Consider the following 15,665-nt stretch of genomic DNA (forward strand, 5'->3'; position numbering starts at 1 on the left):
TTTATGTACTAGATAAGTCCATTATACCCTTTTATGTCAAAGATTTCGAATGATAAAACTTCAATTGGCTTCTTTTTAGAGAATTACTCTCAGAAAAATAAAGAAATCAAGTAAAAATCCTTAAAAGTCTTAATCTATCGCTAAAAAAGCTAGCTCTGGTCGTACCATAAGCTAGCTTTTTGCAATATTCAAGCTGTCCAAATCCTATCATTGTCTTAGTTCTGTAGGTCTTCCTCATAATCACAAGAAGAACACTTAACCTGTTTTCCTTTACGAGACACCTTTTCAATCAGATATTCCCCACACTTAGGACAAGTTCTGGCAATCGGTTGATCCCAAGACACAAAATCACAATCTGGATAACGCGAGCATCCAAAGAACTTGCGGTTTTTCTTGGATTTCCGTTCAACTACTTGACCCTCGTGACACTTAGGACAAGTCACCCCGATTTCCTTAACAATGGCCTGGGTATGGCGACAATCCGGGAAGTTGGAACAAGCATAAAATTTACCAAAACGACCAATTTTAATCACCATCGGATGACCGCACTCTGGGCAATCAAAACCAGCGGGCTCATCCTTAATCTCCACTTCCTGCATTTGGTCTTCTGCTGTATGAAGGTCCTTTTCAAACATTTTATAGAATTCTGCCAATACCTGTTGCCAAATCTGTCCACCGGCTTCAATATCATCCAGTTGTCCTTCCATATTAGCCGTAAAATCACTGTTTACAATGGCAGGGAAATATTCTTCCATCACCTGATTAACAATCGAACCTAGCTCGGTTGGCATAAAACGCTTGGCTTCCATCTTAACGTAGTAACGTTTACGCAAGGTTTCCAAGGTTGGAGCATAGGTAGAAGGTCTGCCGATACCAAGTTCTTCTAAAACTTTAACCAATGCAGCTTCCGTATAGCGTGCCGGTGGTTGGGTAAAGTGTTGACTGGGATCCAACTTAGCTAATTTCACCGCATCCCCTTGTGCTAAAGCAGGCAGGTAATTGTCTTTATCAGACTTAGTCGGATAGACCTTTAGGAAGCCTTCAAACTTAATCCGTGATCCCTTAGCTCTGAAATTAACGGAATGCTGACTGATATCCGCTCGAATGGTGTCAAAGACAGCATTGGCCATTTGAGAAGCCATAAACCGACTCCAGATCAGAGCATAGAGTCGATATTGATCCTTGCTTAGGGATTCCTTAATCGACTCTGGGGTCAAAGTGACATCCGAAGGACGAATGGCCTCATGGGCATCTTGTGCTCCTTGTTGTTTATTTCCTTTTTGGCCTGGACCCAGATAATTTTTACCATAGGTCGATTCAATGTACCGACAGGCCATCTCTCTGGCAGACGCCGAAATCCGCGTTGAATCCGTACGCATGTAGGTAATAAGTCCGACCGTATTCCCCTTAATCGAAATCCCTTCATAAAGCTGTTGAGCAACCATCATCGTCTTCCCTGTTCTAAAGTTCAATCGATTGGCCGCATCCTGTTGCATCGTCGAAGTGGTAAAAGGTGCATAGGGCTGACGTTGCCGGGTGCTCTCTTCTACCTTATCCACTGTGAAAGCTTCTTTTTCATCTAATAGAGTCAAGATTTGATTAACCTGATCTTCGTTATTTAAATCGAGCTTCTTGCCTTCTTTTCCATAAAAATCTGCCTCAAACTGGCTTCGCCCTTTTTTAAATTTGGCTGTTAGCTTCCAATACTCTTCTGGTTTAAAGGCTGAGATCTGTTTTTCACGGTCAATAATGATCTTTAGAGCCGTTGATTGAACCCGACCTGCCGATAGGCCCCGCTTAATCTTTTTCCAAAGGAGAGGTGAAATCGAATAACCAACAATACGGTCTAGTATTCGCCGAGCTTGTTGGGCATCCACCAAATCCTGATCGATTTTACGTGGATGTTTAAAGGCTTCTTTCACCGCTGCCTTAGTAATCTCATTAAAGACCACCCGGTTAGGCTCATTTCGATCCAGATCTAAAAGATAAGATAGATGCCAAGCAATGGCTTCCCCTTCACGGTCCGGGTCACTTGCCAGGAAGACTTTCTCGGCCTTTTTCGCTAATTTACGAAGCTCTTTAATTGTGTCGCCACGACCGCGAATCGAAATATAATCCGGCTCAAAGCCTTCTTCAATATTGACACCCATCCGTGACTTAGGTAAGTCACGCAAGTGTCCCTTAGACGCAACCACCTTATAATTACGTCCCAGGTATTTATCAATTGTTTTGGCTTTTGTGGGCGATTCGACAATCACGAGATATTTATAGGCCAAGTAGCATTCATCCTTTTCTTGGTTTTTAAGTTAGACCGCTGCTGATCATCAAAGACTGAGATCACGCGTCGCAGTTCTTCGATTGAATTCCATCGGACTGCGTTAACAATCCATATTTTAACATCAAAAAGTCATTTGTCCACTATTTAATCATTTTAGCTTTTTGATCTAGCAAAAATTCAGCGAATAGAATGGATTATTTGGGACGAGTTATATCTTGTTGACAGGCATATAGATGATGCAAGTCTTGAACAAAACCAGGAATATCAGTAAGCGCTGCTGCCCCAGCCGCTATCAGTTCATTACAGCCCTTCGATTGAGGGTCATCGATCGGACCAGGTAGAGCATAAATTTGACGATTATATTCCAAGGCATAATTAGCAGTGATTAAGGAGCCCGAGCGCTGAGCCGCTTGAATGATAACCGTAGCTAGACTTAAACCAGCAACTAAACGATTACGTCCGACAAATTGATACTTGCGCGGACCTTGATCGGGAAAGTACTCACTCAAAATTAAATGACGCTGTGCCAGACGGTCTTGAAAGGCTGCATGCTCTCTAGGATAGGGCTGATTAAAGCCCGAAGGTAAGATTGCAATCGTCGTTCTAGGTCGATAGCGATCTGCCCTTTGCTGGCAAATATAATCCACCCCTTTAGCAAGGCCCGAAACCAAAACAAATCCGGACTCTAACAAGGCCTGACTGATATGCAAACTCGCTTTTTGACCATATGCCGATAGCTTTCTAGAACCAATGATAGATACGCACTGCTTTTCTAGAAGGGACAGATCCCCTTGATAGTAGACTAATAGCGGTGGTTGAGGAATTTGTAGCCATAATTTTGGGTAGGTATTCTCACCAAAGGCAAAAGTCTGCTTAGATAGTTGGGCAACCTGGGCTTCGTATTCAACCCAATCCTTAAAAAGAGAGGGATGCTCTTTATTAAAGGCTCCAATCCGACCTAACTTTTCAGCCAACGCATAACAATCCTGCTTATCTCTGATCGAGCTTGTTAATAGATGATTTAAATAAACCCAACGATCATGGTAGGAGACCTTTTTTAGATCTAAATAGATTAACGCTTGTTTAAAATGCATTGTTATCACCTCTAGTAATAACTAGTGAAAAGTGACTTAAATGCGCTTAAAAAGCTTAATGATACCAATGATCCACCTTCATCACTGGACCAAAACTTTGACGGTGATGAGGAGTCTTGCCATAAGTCTGTAAGGCTTGTAAATGTTGTTTAGTCGGGTAACCCATATGTTGATCAAAGCCAAATTCGGGATACTTAGCCGCTAATTCCACCATTTTTTGATCTCGATAGACCTTGGCAATAATTGACGCCGCTGCAATTGACAAGGATTTTTGATCACCTTTAATGAGTGAGGTTTGAGGGGTTGGCAAATCAAGCGTCATCGCGTCCAATAAAATATGATCTAAATCAAGTGAAAGAGAAATTACTGCCTGCTTCATTGCTTGACGACTGGCCTGATAGATATTGATTTCATCAATGACTGATTCCGATACTTCGACAATTTGATAGGCCTTGGCCTCTTTTTGAATCATCTGAGCTAATTCCAAGCGTTTATCATGAGATAGGCTCTTAGAATCATTAACCTGGTACCAATGAGACGTATCTTGAGGCAGTACCACACAAGCAGCCACCACCGGTCCTGCAATAGGACCCCGTCCGACTTCATCCACCCCACCAATAATAGCTTGCGGATTGTCTGTTAGAATGGCTGACTCATAACGCAATCGTTCAAGGTAAGCAACCTTTAGGGCCTGCTGATTTTCAATTTGCCGAATACGTTGTTGAAGAATTCGTTGGACTCCTTTTCGCGAATCTTGAGTCAAAGTTTCTAGCAGCGGATCGCTTAGGTCTTCAACTAAGGCTAGGGCTTGCTTAATTTGTTGAATCGTTAGCCTTTGAGTCATTAATCCACCCCATCTTGCGGGAATTCTAGACTCAAAGCCCCCAGCTTTCCTGATCGAAAATCTTGGATGAGCCCTTCACCCGCTTGATTAAAATCCTCTCCCAAGTTCATGGCCTGAGTAAATTGAATCAAATAATCACTAGAGGATAGGTCTTCAGGAACTTCTAACTGATAATGATTCTCTAATAAGCCAGGATAATGTTGACGTAATTGTTCAATTAAAACCAAGGCTAGCTCTTGCATGGGTAATAATTGATCTTTGATCGCCCCAGTCAGAGCCAAATGATGTCCCGTCATGGGATCCTCAAATTTTGGCCAAAGAATCCCTGGGGTATCCAACAATTCAAATTCTTTACCAATTTTAAGCCAGCGTTGAGCTTTAGTGACTCCTGGTTTATTACCCGTTTGTGCTTGATTCTTACCTACAAATCGATTGATCAAAGTAGATTTTCCCACATTAGGAATCCCTAAAATCATAAGTCGAATGGCACGAGGCTTGATTCCCTTGGCTTTACGTTTAGCAAAAAAATCCTGCATTTGATCTTGAATCACACGATTTATCGCTTTGGTAGAGCGAAGATGTTGGGCATCAAGACTGAGTGCCTGTTGACCTTGGCTCCGGTAGTAATCTTCCCAAGCGCGAGTAGTAGCAGGATCTGCTAAATCAGCTTTATTCAAAATAAGCAGAGAAGGCTTTTGGCCGATAATTTCTTGAATGATCGGATTCCGAGAAGACTCGGGAATGCGAGCATCAGCCAGCTCGATCACTAAATCGACCAATTTTATTTTTTCTTGGGCCTCACGCTTAGCTTTGGCCATATGTCCAGGATACCATTGGATGGTTGGCATAATATTCATCCTTTCTTTGTATTAGATCAGCAAATCAGTTCTAACATAAGAGAGGCTAGGACAACGATGTCTTAGCCTCTTATTCATAAAAATTCAATAATTTAGAAGACCAATCATGGTCTCACTCTATTATTTTTCTTGTTTGACGAGGTCTAGAGCGGCTTGGTATTGAGGATCGTGCTCTTTGAGATAATCACGGGTTAGGTCCATGAGTCGTTCACTTGTTTGCCCTTGAACCTGTCCAGTGACTTCCAATCCTTGATCTTTTTGAAAGGCTTTAACCGCTGCTTCCATCTTTTCATCATAATAACTTGTCTCAGCTAGGTCATAACCTAGGGCATCTAGCATCAAGGAAGCCGATTGAACCTGGGCGGAAGCATCTCCTTTCTTAAGCGGAGTCTTGCTATCGAGGGTGATCGCCTTTGCCACCGCTGGACGTTCTACTTGCTTGTCCGGCTTTACCCCTTTCTTATGAATCCAATGACCTTCTGGACTTAACCACTTAGCAATGGTTAACTTAAGCTCACCATAATCACTTAATTCTGAAACTGTTTGGACAGTCCCCTTACCAAAGGTTGTCGTACCGACTAACGGACGATCCGTGTTTTCAGAGATAGCAACTGCTAGAATCTCACTGGCTGAAGCGGACCCCTCATCCACTAAGACCACATAAGGCTCTGTCACCTTTTCCTTGCCATATTCATTATCATTAGCAAAATACGGCATCGCTTGCTTATCTTTTTCTTGAACTTGCATCAAAACCTGACCATTCTCCATAAAGAGGTTGGTTACTGACAAGGCGGTCGGTAATAAACCACCTGGGTTATAGCGTAAGTCAAAGATAAAGCGTTTGGCTCCTTGCGTGCGTAATTGATCCAATTGGTCTACGAGTTCCTCATAAGTTGTTGAAGCAAATTGACTAATCTTGAGATAGCCAACCTCCTTATCAGTCGGATCTAACTTACCTTCAACGGTCGTTAAAGGAATCTCAGCCCGCACTAAGTCCACATCAAACTGACTGTCCCCACGTTGAACAGTGAGCGTTAGAGAACTGCCGGCCTTACCTCGAATCAATTGAACCACAGCTTGCGTATCGAGTCCTTCGAGTTTCTTCCCATCGACAGCGATAAAGATATCATTGGCTAAGATACCCGCCTCTTGAGCCGGCGTCTTATCAATCGGAGCAATAACCGTTACTTTGCCTTCTTTAATCGTAAATTGAACACCAATTCCAGTAAAAGAACCATCCATCGAATCATCTAATGGCTGAGTTTCTTCAGGGGTCAAGTATTCTGAAAAAGGATCTTGGGTCGCACCAACCATGCCTTTAAGTGCCCCTTGGATTAGCTCTTTCTTATCGATATCCTCAATATAACTCGACTGAATAGCCTGATAAACTGCTTGGAATTTGGCTAAATCCGCTTGACTTAAGGCGTCTTTGGACTCCTTTTCTTCGATTTGAGTCGCACTCTTGAGTGACGGTTGACGACTTTCGATCGAATTAGGGCCTTGCCCCCACAAAAAAATAATCAATGCGAGTATCGCCACCGTCCCCATAAAAAGCTGCTTAGAACGATAGGCTTTAGTAGTGCTTTTTGAAGTGTGTCCTTGTTTTGACATAGTCAACTTCTTAATCGGCCTGCGCCGTTTGATAGAAGGTTTCAAGGGCTACTTCCATCATATCCGTAAAGGTCTGTTCCCGTTCTTGGGCGGTCGTTTGTTCTTTAGTAACAGCATGGTCTGATATCGTACATAAAGCCAAGGCCTTACGTTGATGTTTAGCAGCGACAGCATAAAGACCGGCCGCTTCCATTTCAACGGCTAACATGCCATAACGGGCTAATTTTTTCTTGTCTATTTCTTCGTTGTAGAAGCGGTCACTGGATAGCAAGTTTCCAACGTGGACTTTAGCTTTTCCTTGGTCTAGAGCAATATGGTAAGCTTTGTCCAATAATTGGAAGTCACTGATGGCTGAAAAAGAGACTTGTTGATTGAAAATATTACGTAGGCAAGATGAATCCGTCGTTGCTCCTTGACCTAGAACCAAATCACGCACATGAATTGATTCTTGTAGGGCACCTGCAGAGCCTACTCGAATAATCGCTTGGACATCAAACCCTGTATATAATTCTTCCGCATAAATCATGGCCGAAGGGATTCCCATCCCAGACCCTTGAACCGAAATTGGAAGCCCCTTATAGGTTCCAGTAAATCCAAACATATTGCGCACTTCATTATAACAATGAACATCTTCTAAATAGTTCTCAGCAATATACTTTGCTCTCAAAGGGTCTCCCGGAAATAGAACGTATGGAGCAATATCTCCTTTTTTGGCATTAATATGTGTTGTCATAAAATCGTCTCCTTCTATGTAAAATTATGAATGGTACTGATAATCCTGCCAAGCCTGATCAAAATGGCTAAGCAACTTGCTATAGAGCGAGCTCTTCTCTAGATAATCAGATATCTCCTCAAAATCATCAGACTGCTTGGGAAAAGCGGTATCTTTAACAATGGTGTTCGCCAAGCGACTCCGCGGATCATCCGCTCCCTCATCTACAAAGCGTTTTATAAAATTATAAAATGTCAATCCTTCACTCCTTTGCAGGCTTTTGATTTTTACTTATTATAGCATGTTCCCGCTAAAATGCGTAATCTCTTCCACATTTTATTTCGATGCTTTTCTAAGCCAGCTTTCATAACGGTGAGCATAAGGATTTTTTTCGTCCATTACACCCTCTTCTACATTCACCCGTTCAAACAGGCTTTCATCAATCTTTGGCATATAGGTATCCGCTTCAAATTCTGCTTCAATCACAGTACGAATTATTTTATCCGCATGGTCAAACAATTGCTTGAAAACACCCGCCCCACCGATCACCATCAACTCTTGATCTTCAGCTAATTCAAGGACTTGATCAATTGAATGGACACAAGTTAATCCTTCAATCTCTTGACAATAATTTAAATCAGAGGTTAAAACCACCGATTGTCGTCCGGGTAACAAGCGGCGATTCATCGACTCAAAAGTATTGCGCCCCATTAGAGTCGTATGTCCCATGGTGACTTTCTTAAAAAATTTAAGATCATTGGGGAGATGCCAAGGTAGATCATTTCGATAGCCAATTGCCCCCTTTAAATCCTGAGCATAAACAAATGTGATCATCATGTTTCCTCCTCTTATTGTTCCAAGTCACTGAGATAGTCATAACGTTCATAATATTCCAATAATTGAGCTTCCGTCTCCTCTAATTCTGTCTGTAAATCCATGAGTCGGTCTGCATCACTGCCGGCCTCCTGCATCAAGTCTTCGACTTCTTCAATCTTTTGTTCGCACTTTTCAATGGCTTGAGGCAGAACTTGCCACTCTTTCTTCTCGTGATAGGTCATTCGTTGCTTCTTACTAGTAGCTTGAGGCTGCGGCAAGTCCTTCTCAGTCACCGCTTTACTTGAGGCCTTGCCATTGGATGAATTGCTTGATTTTTTGGCCAAAAAGTCAGAATAATTTCCCCAGAAAAATTGACTCTGACCTTGGCCTTGTAATTCTAGGATCTGGTCGACCGTCTTATCCAAGAAATAACGATCGTGGGAGACAATAATGACCAAACCTTGGAAACTTTCCAAATATTCTTCCAAACTAGATAGAGTTTGAATATCTAAGTCATTGGTGGGCTCATCTAGAAGCAAAACATTAGGCTCTTGAACCAGCAGGGTCAATAAATAGAGCCGCCGACGCTCTCCTCCTGAAAGTTGGCCAATCAATAAGCCATGACTCTCCTTGGCAAAGTTAAACTGCTCTAACAAAAGCGAAGCTGAAACTTTGGAACCATCAGGTCGTTTGAATTGATCTGCCAATTGAGTCAGATAGGCCAAAACCCGCATATCATGCGGTAAGTCCTGATCTAATTGACGATAATAGGCGATGGAAACCGTCTGACCGATACGGTATTCTCCCGCATCAAGTGTAAGATAACCCGCCAATAAGTTTAAGAAACTTGACTTTCCAACCCCATTAGCTCCTACGACCCCCAAACGATCTCCCTTGACAAAAGTCTTGGTAAAATCCTTAATAATTTGATGATCCGCTACCCTTAAATCCACCCCATCCAATTCCAAAACCTGATTACCCATCCGCTGCTGGCCAAAATCCATGGACAAATCTGCTTGCGGCGTCTGTTTTTGAGCTAATTGGTCCTTTAATTCATGAAAACGATCAACCCGTGCTTGTTGCTTGGTTGAACGCGCTTGGGCACCTTGACGCATCCAAGCCAATTCTCGTTCATAAAATCGTTGCCGCTTATGCGCCGTACGTGCTTCAATGGCGTCCTGTTCACTCTTCTGGGTTAGGTAAGCTTCATAATTCCCCTCGTATTCTCGAATTCGTCCGTTACTCAGTTCCACAATCTTATTGACCGATCGTTCCAAAAAATAACGGTCATGAGTTACGATCAATAGGGCGCCAGGATAATTGGCTAAGAATTTTTCTAGCCAAAGAATCGAATCAATATCTAAGTGGTTGGTTGGTTCATCTAGAATCAATAAATCAGCTTGAGTCATCAAGACTTGTGCTAAGGCTACCCGCTTTTGTTGCCCCCCTGAACATTGGCCTAGTTTTTGGTCAAGGTCCGTAATTTGAAGTTGCGACAAGATGGTCTTAGCCTTGACTTCAATTTCCCAGGCTCCTTGATGGGTCATCGCTTCACCCAAATGAGTTAATCGGTCTTGTAACTTCGGGTTTTGCGGATCTTTTTCCAAAGCAACTTGAGCTGACTGATATTCTAACAATAATTGAATTAAAGGATCTTTAGATTGGTAGACAGTCTCTCGAATCGTCAAGTCTGGATTCAAGTGATTCTTTTGTCCTAAATAAGCGATCGTGTATTGGTTAGGCTTACTAATCTCTCCCGCATCATAACTTTCAATACCCGCAATCACCTTTAAAAAAGTAGATTTACCAGTGCCATTAGGCCCAATCAAGCCAATCCGGTCCCCGGTTCGAACGGCAAAGTCAACCTGATCAATCAGGGTTTTAATGCCATAAGATTTAGAGAGCTTTTCAATTTTTAGTTCTTTCATAAAAACTCCTTGCTTTATATTTGTATTCATTTAATGCTTAAACTATACTCTATTATATACTAAATATTTCAATTTATTGGGAGGTTCTCATGAAAAAACAAGCTTTAACTTTAATTATTAGCTACTTACTACTCAATATGGGCATTCCAGTAGCCCTGAGTCGGCTTACTTGGATGAATCAAGGACAACGGTCCCTCTATCTGCTTGTCTTATGTCAACTATTAACCATGATCATTGCATACCTACTCTACAAAGATGAATTAAAAAAACAATGGTTAGACTTGAAGGCACAAAACTTCCGTCAATTATTCCCCAAGCAATTCTTGAAACTCTATTTTGCCATGTTGGTTATTCGAATTATCTCTATGCAGATTATAGGTCTTTTTGTAGATCCTAATCTATTGGGACAAAATCAAGAGATTATCAATCAAATTGCCCAATCAACCCCCTATATAATGACTTTCTTCATGACTGTCCTATTTGCTCCTTTTGTGGAGGAATTGGTCTTTCGTCAAGCTTTGATTGGAAGTTTTCAATCCAAAAAATGGATCAATATCATGACCTTTGTCTCGGTCATTCTATTTACATTAGCTCATATGATGCACTGGGCAGACTTTGTAATTTATTTACCGATGGCCGCCATCATCGTTTATTTTTACCGACATTATCAGGAGAATGTCATTGCTTCGATGGCCTTTCATGGCTTAAATAATCTCATTGCAGCGCTACTACTTTCCTTCCTGCCTTAAAACTCAGAAAAGCCAACCACTTATATGCTTTTTATAGCAGTTAGTGGTTGGCTTTTATTGAGGAGGATTTAATTAGTTGCCTTGCTTTTTAACCCAATTCGCTAAATCAAGTAAACTGAATAAGAATTCACGACCTGTCAAGCGACCTAAACCACCTCGACTACAGTCTATCTCATCATAATGACTCACCATATCTTGACGTATACTAGGGCCCCAAACAGCAATAGGGACAGGTTCTCCGCTATGTTCGCCCTTTTCACAAGGGGTAGAATGGTCAGCTACTAAGGCAATATAAGTTTGATCATCAAGACCAGCTAAAATACGCCCTACCATCCGATCAAAGACTTCAATCGCCTGGATCTTGCCCAAGGGTTGATTATCATGTCCCATCACATCCGGTGCCTTGATATGTGCATAGACTAAATCATGTGTTTTCAAGGCTTGTAACGCCAGGTCTGCCTTGAGTTCTGGATCAGTATCGACATTACCGGTAAGCCGATCATCCGTGATGACAGTCATAGCACTCAAACGTCCCATTCCCAACACAGTGTCTTCACGCGCCACAACGGCTGCTTGATAACCAAATTCCTGACACAAAGGTTGGAAATCCGTCATCATGCCCGCGCCCCTAGTAATGATAAAATTAGCGGGATAAAGACCAGCTGCTTGTCGGTCAAGATTGACGGGGTGACTAGAAAATCGTTCATAAGCAATTTCTAATACCTGATTCAGGATACGAGCTGTCTTACGGGCGGATGGACTATCCTCTAAAGCCTGAGCAGGCTTATATGCGACCCCATCATTGGGGGCTTTAGGATCTGTATCACTCACGGCTGGTGAAAGACCCGGACCACTTAAAACTAAGACCGCGCGGTGTTCTGTTGCTGGACTAAAATGAACCTCAACATCTTCTACCATTAAACCTTCCAATTCCTGAGCGATCTCTTGAGTTCCTTGACGAATACGTCCTGCACGACGATCGACGATAATGCCGTTTGCATCTCGGTAAGCAAAGTTACAGCGAAAAGCAATATCTCCCGCCTGAAGCGTTAGACCCACACCAGCAGCTTCAATCGGCCCTCTTCCTGGATAAAGTTTAGGATCATTCCCAAAAAGAATAAGATGACCCATATCGGTACCTACAGGAATCCCCGGGAAAAGAGGATCCATCATACCAGTCACGCCTTCACGAGCGATTCTATCCAAGTGTGGCGCTTTGGCCAGTTGAAGAGGTGTCAAACCTTCAAGGGCTTTAATCGGCCGATCACCAACCCCATCCGCAATCGCAATGATGATTTTTCGTTGTTTCATAAAGTCCCTCCTCTACAAGATAATTGGTAACCAGAAGAAGTAAACCAAACAAATACAGAGGGACACCACTGTACACCCTATTAGACCGAATTTCAATTCATCTAAAACAGAGAAATAGCCGGTTGAAAAGTAAAGAGTATTCACCTTAGAATGCGGTGGCAAGCAAATCGTTGCTGCAATGCCAAACGAACAAGCTAAGGCTAATTGAACAGGATCCATCCCTAAATTTTGAGCTAAACTAATAATGGCTGGAATAAGAATTGTTGTTCGAACCGTCTTACTCGTGAATATTAAATGACTAAAGACCGTGACAAAAATTAATAAAATCGCTACTAATGATGGACTTAACTGGTTTAGTTTTAAGGCGGCTACGAGATGTTCAATCAACCAAGTGGCCCCTCCAGAATCGTTCAATGCATTTCCAGCGGCATAGGCTCCCGCAGAGAATACCATCAAGTCCCATTTAATCTTAGCTTGTTTCCAGGTTAGAACACCTATCTTAGGCATCAAGCATAGGAACATGGCCAATACCGCCGTCTGCTCAGTGGAAATCTCAAAACCTAAAAATTGCTCTTGATAATCTCCCGTTGCCCACAAGAATAATGTTAGAAGGAAGATTCCTGCCGCCCTTTTCTCAGCGGAAGATAGCGGACCTAAATCTCGTAATTGTCCTGTTAAAATCGATTGAACTTCTTGATTAGATTGGTCAGTGGTTAATTCTTCCTTGAAAGAATATACTCGCAAACCAATAAAGAACATTAAGACCGCTGCTAAGATTGCCTGAGGCAAGGAAGATAATAACCAAGTCATGTAGCCGATCTCTTGCCCCGTGAATTCTTTAATGAAGCCAATTGCAATAACTTGAGCGGAAGTAGCGGTCATTACCATCGACGTTGCAAAGGCATTAGTTTGAACTCCTTGTAAACAAGCCAAACGACCAAATTGTGATTCACCAGGAATCGCCTTGTAAACTTCCAGTAAAACTAATACAATCGGAACTAAGAGTGATGCCCGAGCCGTTGTTGAAGGTACAAAAAAAGCTAAAATAAAATTAACGGCAATTAAAACGGCTAATGTACGACGTGGTGTCGATCCGAATCGAGTCACCAGACTCAAGGCGATCCGCTTACCTAGATTGGTCTCACTAATTGCTGAAGACAATACCATGGCTGCAACCATCAGCCAAATAATATCGTATCCTAAAGTCCCAAAGGCAACCTTCTGACTTTCAACCGCCCCAACCATAGGAAGTAGCAAGACCACGCCAATCGATGTTAAGTAAATCGGAATTGGTTTACCAATCCATAGAATTAAGGCGAAAACAAAAATCGCTAAACTCTTTTGCCCTTCGACCGACATTCCCGGAAATCCGGGAAAGAAATAAAGAACGGCCCCGCAAAGCAATGCCACGATTAACCAACTAAGAGACTGTTTCTTTTCTTTTGTCATCTCGTTCATAGCAAACTCCTTATATAATTAGTATTTAATATCGATATCTAACCCTAGTGTAATCCTTATCAATATCGACTACAATTGATCTTTAGAATAGCAACATTCCAAAGTAGAATGGGTTTTCATAGCTTTACATGGTATTCTAAATAAGAAAACGGTCCCTGATATTTTTGAAAGGAGTGTTCCGTGTGGATTTTGAATGGATCAAACTCTTCCTAATGCTCGCTGAGTATGAGAGCTTTTCAGAGGTTGCTGAACAAAACTATACCAGTCAATCCTCAGTATCTAAAAAAATTAAAAAATTAGAAGAACAGATTGGAGCTCCGCTCTTTGAACGAACTGCCAAAGGAACTCAGTTATCTCATGAAGGAAAGATCTTTTACGACTACGCTCAAAAGATGATGGGCCTCTACCATCAAGGCATGAATGCGATCAGTCAAGAAAGTAATCCTCACCACAAGGCTCTGACGATTGGTTCAACCAGCCTTTATGGTGAACACCTCTTGGCTCCTTTAATTCATCAATACCAACAGTTTTACCCCGATCAAACCATCCATATCCAGATAAATCACTCTCAAGAAACGGTCGACCAGCTCAATCAAAGCAAGATCGACCTAGCTATTGTCTCTGGCTACATCCCCTATGACCGCCAACTCTTTGATTCTTACCTTTTAGGGAGCGATCACTTTATGTTGGCAGTTCCTAAAAATCATCGATTAAAGACTCAGACCAAGGTCCGTCTTTGTGACTTAAAAAATGAAACCTTTATCGTCAAAGGGCGTGACAGTGCGCTATACCATCACATCGTCAAACAAATTAAAGCTGTCGATCCTGATTTTAAAGTCGAAAAAATGCAGGCTATCAACCATCAAAATACCATTCTATCGGCTGTTAGTTATGGATTAGGAGTCGCGATCGTATCACAGCTCGCCTTAGAGAAAAATCAATTTCAGGATACCATCCATACGCTAGAGATTGAAGATGTGCAATTATACCGAGAGGTTATTTGCCTCTTTCCACAAAAACTAGCGCCCTACCAGGCTCACCTAATCCATTTTCTAAAAGAAAATCATCCCCGAATCCTGGCAAATCCCATTCAAGAACCATAAATAAAGAGAGAGTCCCCTAGATCCCTAATGAGACTCTCTCTTCATTTTTGATGAATCACCATTGAATCGGTGTTTTGCCTTGCTGAATGAGATAATGATTGACGCGACTAAAAGGTCGCGAGCCAAAGAAAGATCGATAAGCGGATAAAGGTGAGGGGTGTGAAGAGGTGAAGATTTGATGTTTGGTCTGGTCAATATCTGGAATCAATGCTTGAGCTGGATTTCCCCATAATAGAAAGACAATACCTGGATCTGCCTGGTTGAGACTTTGCACAATTGCCCGGGTCAATGCCTTCCAACCCAACCCCTGATGAGAATTAGCCTGTCCCTTAGCAACCGTCAAAGTTCGATTCAATAATAGGACCCCCTGCTTGGCCCAGTCACTTAAATCCCCTGACTGACGAAACGGTTGGCCTAGATCCTGAGCTAACTCTTGAAAAATATTGCGTAAGGATGGTGGTAGCTTTTGACCCGGATTCACCGAAAAGGCTAAGCCATTCGCTTGATCTGGTCCATGATAAGGATCTTGACCAATAATAACCACTCTCACCTGAGAAAAAGGGGTCAAAGTGAGAGCTTGATAAACCTGATGACTGGGTGGGTAAATCGTTTGTTGTTGACTGAGTTCTAGTAACTGATTCTCAATATGATCTAACTGTTTGAGGTCATAATAAGCTTCAATGGCTTTCGCCCAATCACTCGCCACCACCGAAAAATGAGCTAGCTGATACATATTCTTCCTCCTGATCACTTTTTTATCCTTCATAGTGTATCGAATATTACACTAAGCAACAAGCCACATGCAAAGGATCCGTTAGCATTTAGACTTTAAGCCTCAGTAGACTTCGTAAAGATTTGTATAAGGATTTAATTTTCTAAACAAACTGATATAATAAAGGTATCC

At 42.1% G+C, this 15,665-nt stretch carries 14 protein-coding genes; 2 read left to right on the forward strand and 12 right to left on the reverse strand.

Annotated elements, in window-relative coordinates; genetic code table 11:
* Window positions 1-215 precede the first annotated feature (215 nt).
* From topA to HMPREF9706_RS01840, 9 genes are all read right to left on the reverse strand, one after another.
* On the reverse strand, window positions 216-2,276 hold the full coding sequence (gene topA / locus HMPREF9706_RS01800) for a type I DNA topoisomerase (RefSeq protein ID WP_006907650.1): 2,061 nt from the start codon (window positions 2,274-2,276) through the stop codon (window positions 216-218).
* Window positions 2,277-2,472: 196 nt separating this feature from the next.
* A complete protein-coding gene (dprA, locus tag HMPREF9706_RS01805; RefSeq protein WP_006907651.1) occupies window positions 2,473-3,372 on the reverse strand; it encodes a DNA-processing protein DprA in 900 nt (299 codons plus the stop codon).
* Between the two features lie 55 nt (window positions 3,373-3,427).
* Entirely contained in the window at window positions 3,428-4,216 is a 789-nt protein-coding gene (locus HMPREF9706_RS01810) for a ribonuclease HII (RefSeq protein WP_006907652.1), read from the reverse strand.
* Window positions 4,216-5,064 (reverse strand): ribosome biogenesis GTPase YlqF, encoded by an 849-nt coding sequence (ylqF, locus tag HMPREF9706_RS01815; protein WP_006907653.1) that lies wholly within the window; start codon window positions 5,062-5,064, stop codon window positions 4,216-4,218. Before ylqF ends, HMPREF9706_RS01810 begins: the two co-directional genes overlap by 1 nt.
* Window positions 5,065-5,193: 129 nt before the next feature.
* Window positions 5,194-6,684, reverse strand: a complete 1,491-nt coding sequence (locus HMPREF9706_RS01820) for a S41 family peptidase (RefSeq protein ID WP_006907654.1) — start codon at window positions 6,682-6,684, stop codon at window positions 5,194-5,196.
* A gap of 10 nt (window positions 6,685-6,694) precedes the next feature.
* The gene (gene deoD / locus HMPREF9706_RS01825) at window positions 6,695-7,417 is read right to left on the reverse strand and encodes a purine-nucleoside phosphorylase (RefSeq protein WP_006907655.1); all 723 of its coding nucleotides are present in this window, start codon (window positions 7,415-7,417) and stop codon (window positions 6,695-6,697) included.
* Window positions 7,418-7,441: 24 nt separating this feature from the next.
* The gene (locus HMPREF9706_RS01830; protein WP_006907656.1) at window positions 7,442-7,654 is read right to left on the reverse strand and encodes a YozE family protein; all 213 of its coding nucleotides are present in this window, start codon (window positions 7,652-7,654) and stop codon (window positions 7,442-7,444) included.
* A gap of 78 nt (window positions 7,655-7,732) precedes the next feature.
* Window positions 7,733-8,230 (reverse strand): dihydrofolate reductase, encoded by a 498-nt coding sequence (locus tag HMPREF9706_RS01835; protein ID WP_006907657.1) that lies wholly within the window; start codon window positions 8,228-8,230, stop codon window positions 7,733-7,735.
* Window positions 8,231-8,244: 14 nt separating this feature from the next.
* Window positions 8,245-10,140 (reverse strand): ABC-F family ATP-binding cassette domain-containing protein, encoded by a 1,896-nt coding sequence (locus HMPREF9706_RS01840; protein ID WP_006907658.1) that lies wholly within the window; start codon window positions 10,138-10,140, stop codon window positions 8,245-8,247.
* An 89-nt stretch (window positions 10,141-10,229) separates the two neighbouring features.
* Here HMPREF9706_RS01840 and HMPREF9706_RS01845 point away from each other — a divergent pair, with 89 nt between their 5' ends.
* On the forward strand, window positions 10,230-10,889 hold the full coding sequence (locus HMPREF9706_RS01845) for a CPBP family intramembrane glutamic endopeptidase (RefSeq protein ID WP_006907659.1): 660 nt from the start codon (window positions 10,230-10,232) through the stop codon (window positions 10,887-10,889).
* 72 nt (window positions 10,890-10,961) lie between these two features.
* On the opposite strand, the gene apgM is transcribed toward HMPREF9706_RS01845, so the two are convergent.
* Window positions 10,962-12,200 (reverse strand): 2,3-bisphosphoglycerate-independent phosphoglycerate mutase, encoded by a 1,239-nt coding sequence (gene apgM, locus HMPREF9706_RS01850; RefSeq protein WP_006907660.1) that lies wholly within the window; start codon window positions 12,198-12,200, stop codon window positions 10,962-10,964.
* Between the two features lie 12 nt (window positions 12,201-12,212).
* Window positions 12,213-13,658, reverse strand: a complete 1,446-nt coding sequence (locus HMPREF9706_RS01855; RefSeq protein WP_006907661.1) for an SLC13 family permease — start codon at window positions 13,656-13,658, stop codon at window positions 12,213-12,215.
* A gap of 182 nt (window positions 13,659-13,840) precedes the next feature.
* On the opposite strand from HMPREF9706_RS01855, the gene HMPREF9706_RS01860 reads away from it, so the two are divergent.
* A complete protein-coding gene (locus tag HMPREF9706_RS01860; protein ID WP_006907662.1) occupies window positions 13,841-14,761 on the forward strand; it encodes a LysR family transcriptional regulator in 921 nt (306 codons plus the stop codon).
* 55 nt (window positions 14,762-14,816) lie between these two features.
* Here HMPREF9706_RS01860 and HMPREF9706_RS01865 read toward each other — a convergent pair whose 3' ends face one another.
* On the reverse strand, window positions 14,817-15,494 hold the full coding sequence (locus HMPREF9706_RS01865) for a uracil-DNA glycosylase (protein WP_006907663.1): 678 nt from the start codon (window positions 15,492-15,494) through the stop codon (window positions 14,817-14,819).
* Window positions 15,495-15,665 lie beyond the last annotated feature (171 nt).

This window comes from Facklamia hominis CCUG 36813, from assembly GCF_000301035.1.
Lineage (GTDB): Bacteria > Bacillota > Bacilli > Lactobacillales > Aerococcaceae > Facklamia > Facklamia hominis.

Bases quoted from the DNA above. Each gene is read 5' to 3' on its own strand.
- apgM (WP_006907660.1), bottom strand. From the start codon at position 12,200: ATGAAACAACGAAAAATCATCATTGCGATTGCGGATGGGGTTGGTGAT.
- dprA (WP_006907651.1), bottom strand. From the start codon at position 3,372: ATGCATTTTAAACAAGCGTTAATCTATTTAGATCTAAAAAAGGTCTCC.
- ylqF (WP_006907653.1), bottom strand. From the start codon at position 5,064: ATGCCAACCATCCAATGGTATCCTGGACATATGGCCAAAGCTAAGCGT.
- deoD (WP_006907655.1), bottom strand. From the start codon at position 7,417: ATGACAACACATATTAATGCCAAAAAAGGAGATATTGCTCCATACGTT.
- HMPREF9706_RS01855 (WP_006907661.1), bottom strand. From the start codon at position 13,658: ATGAACGAGATGACAAAAGAAAAGAAACAGTCTCTTAGTTGGTTAATC.
- HMPREF9706_RS01820 (WP_006907654.1), bottom strand. From the start codon at position 6,684: ATGTCAAAACAAGGACACACTTCAAAAAGCACTACTAAAGCCTATCGT.
- HMPREF9706_RS01865 (WP_006907663.1), bottom strand. From the start codon at position 15,494: ATGTATCAGCTAGCTCATTTTTCGGTGGTGGCGAGTGATTGGGCGAAA.
- HMPREF9706_RS01835 (WP_006907657.1), bottom strand. From the start codon at position 8,230: ATGATCACATTTGTTTATGCTCAGGATTTAAAGGGGGCAATTGGCTAT.
- HMPREF9706_RS01840 (WP_006907658.1), bottom strand. From the start codon at position 10,140: ATGAAAGAACTAAAAATTGAAAAGCTCTCTAAATCTTATGGCATTAAA.
- HMPREF9706_RS01845 (WP_006907659.1), top strand. From the start codon at position 10,230: ATGAAAAAACAAGCTTTAACTTTAATTATTAGCTACTTACTACTCAAT.
- HMPREF9706_RS01810 (WP_006907652.1), bottom strand. From the start codon at position 4,216: ATGACTCAAAGGCTAACGATTCAACAAATTAAGCAAGCCCTAGCCTTA.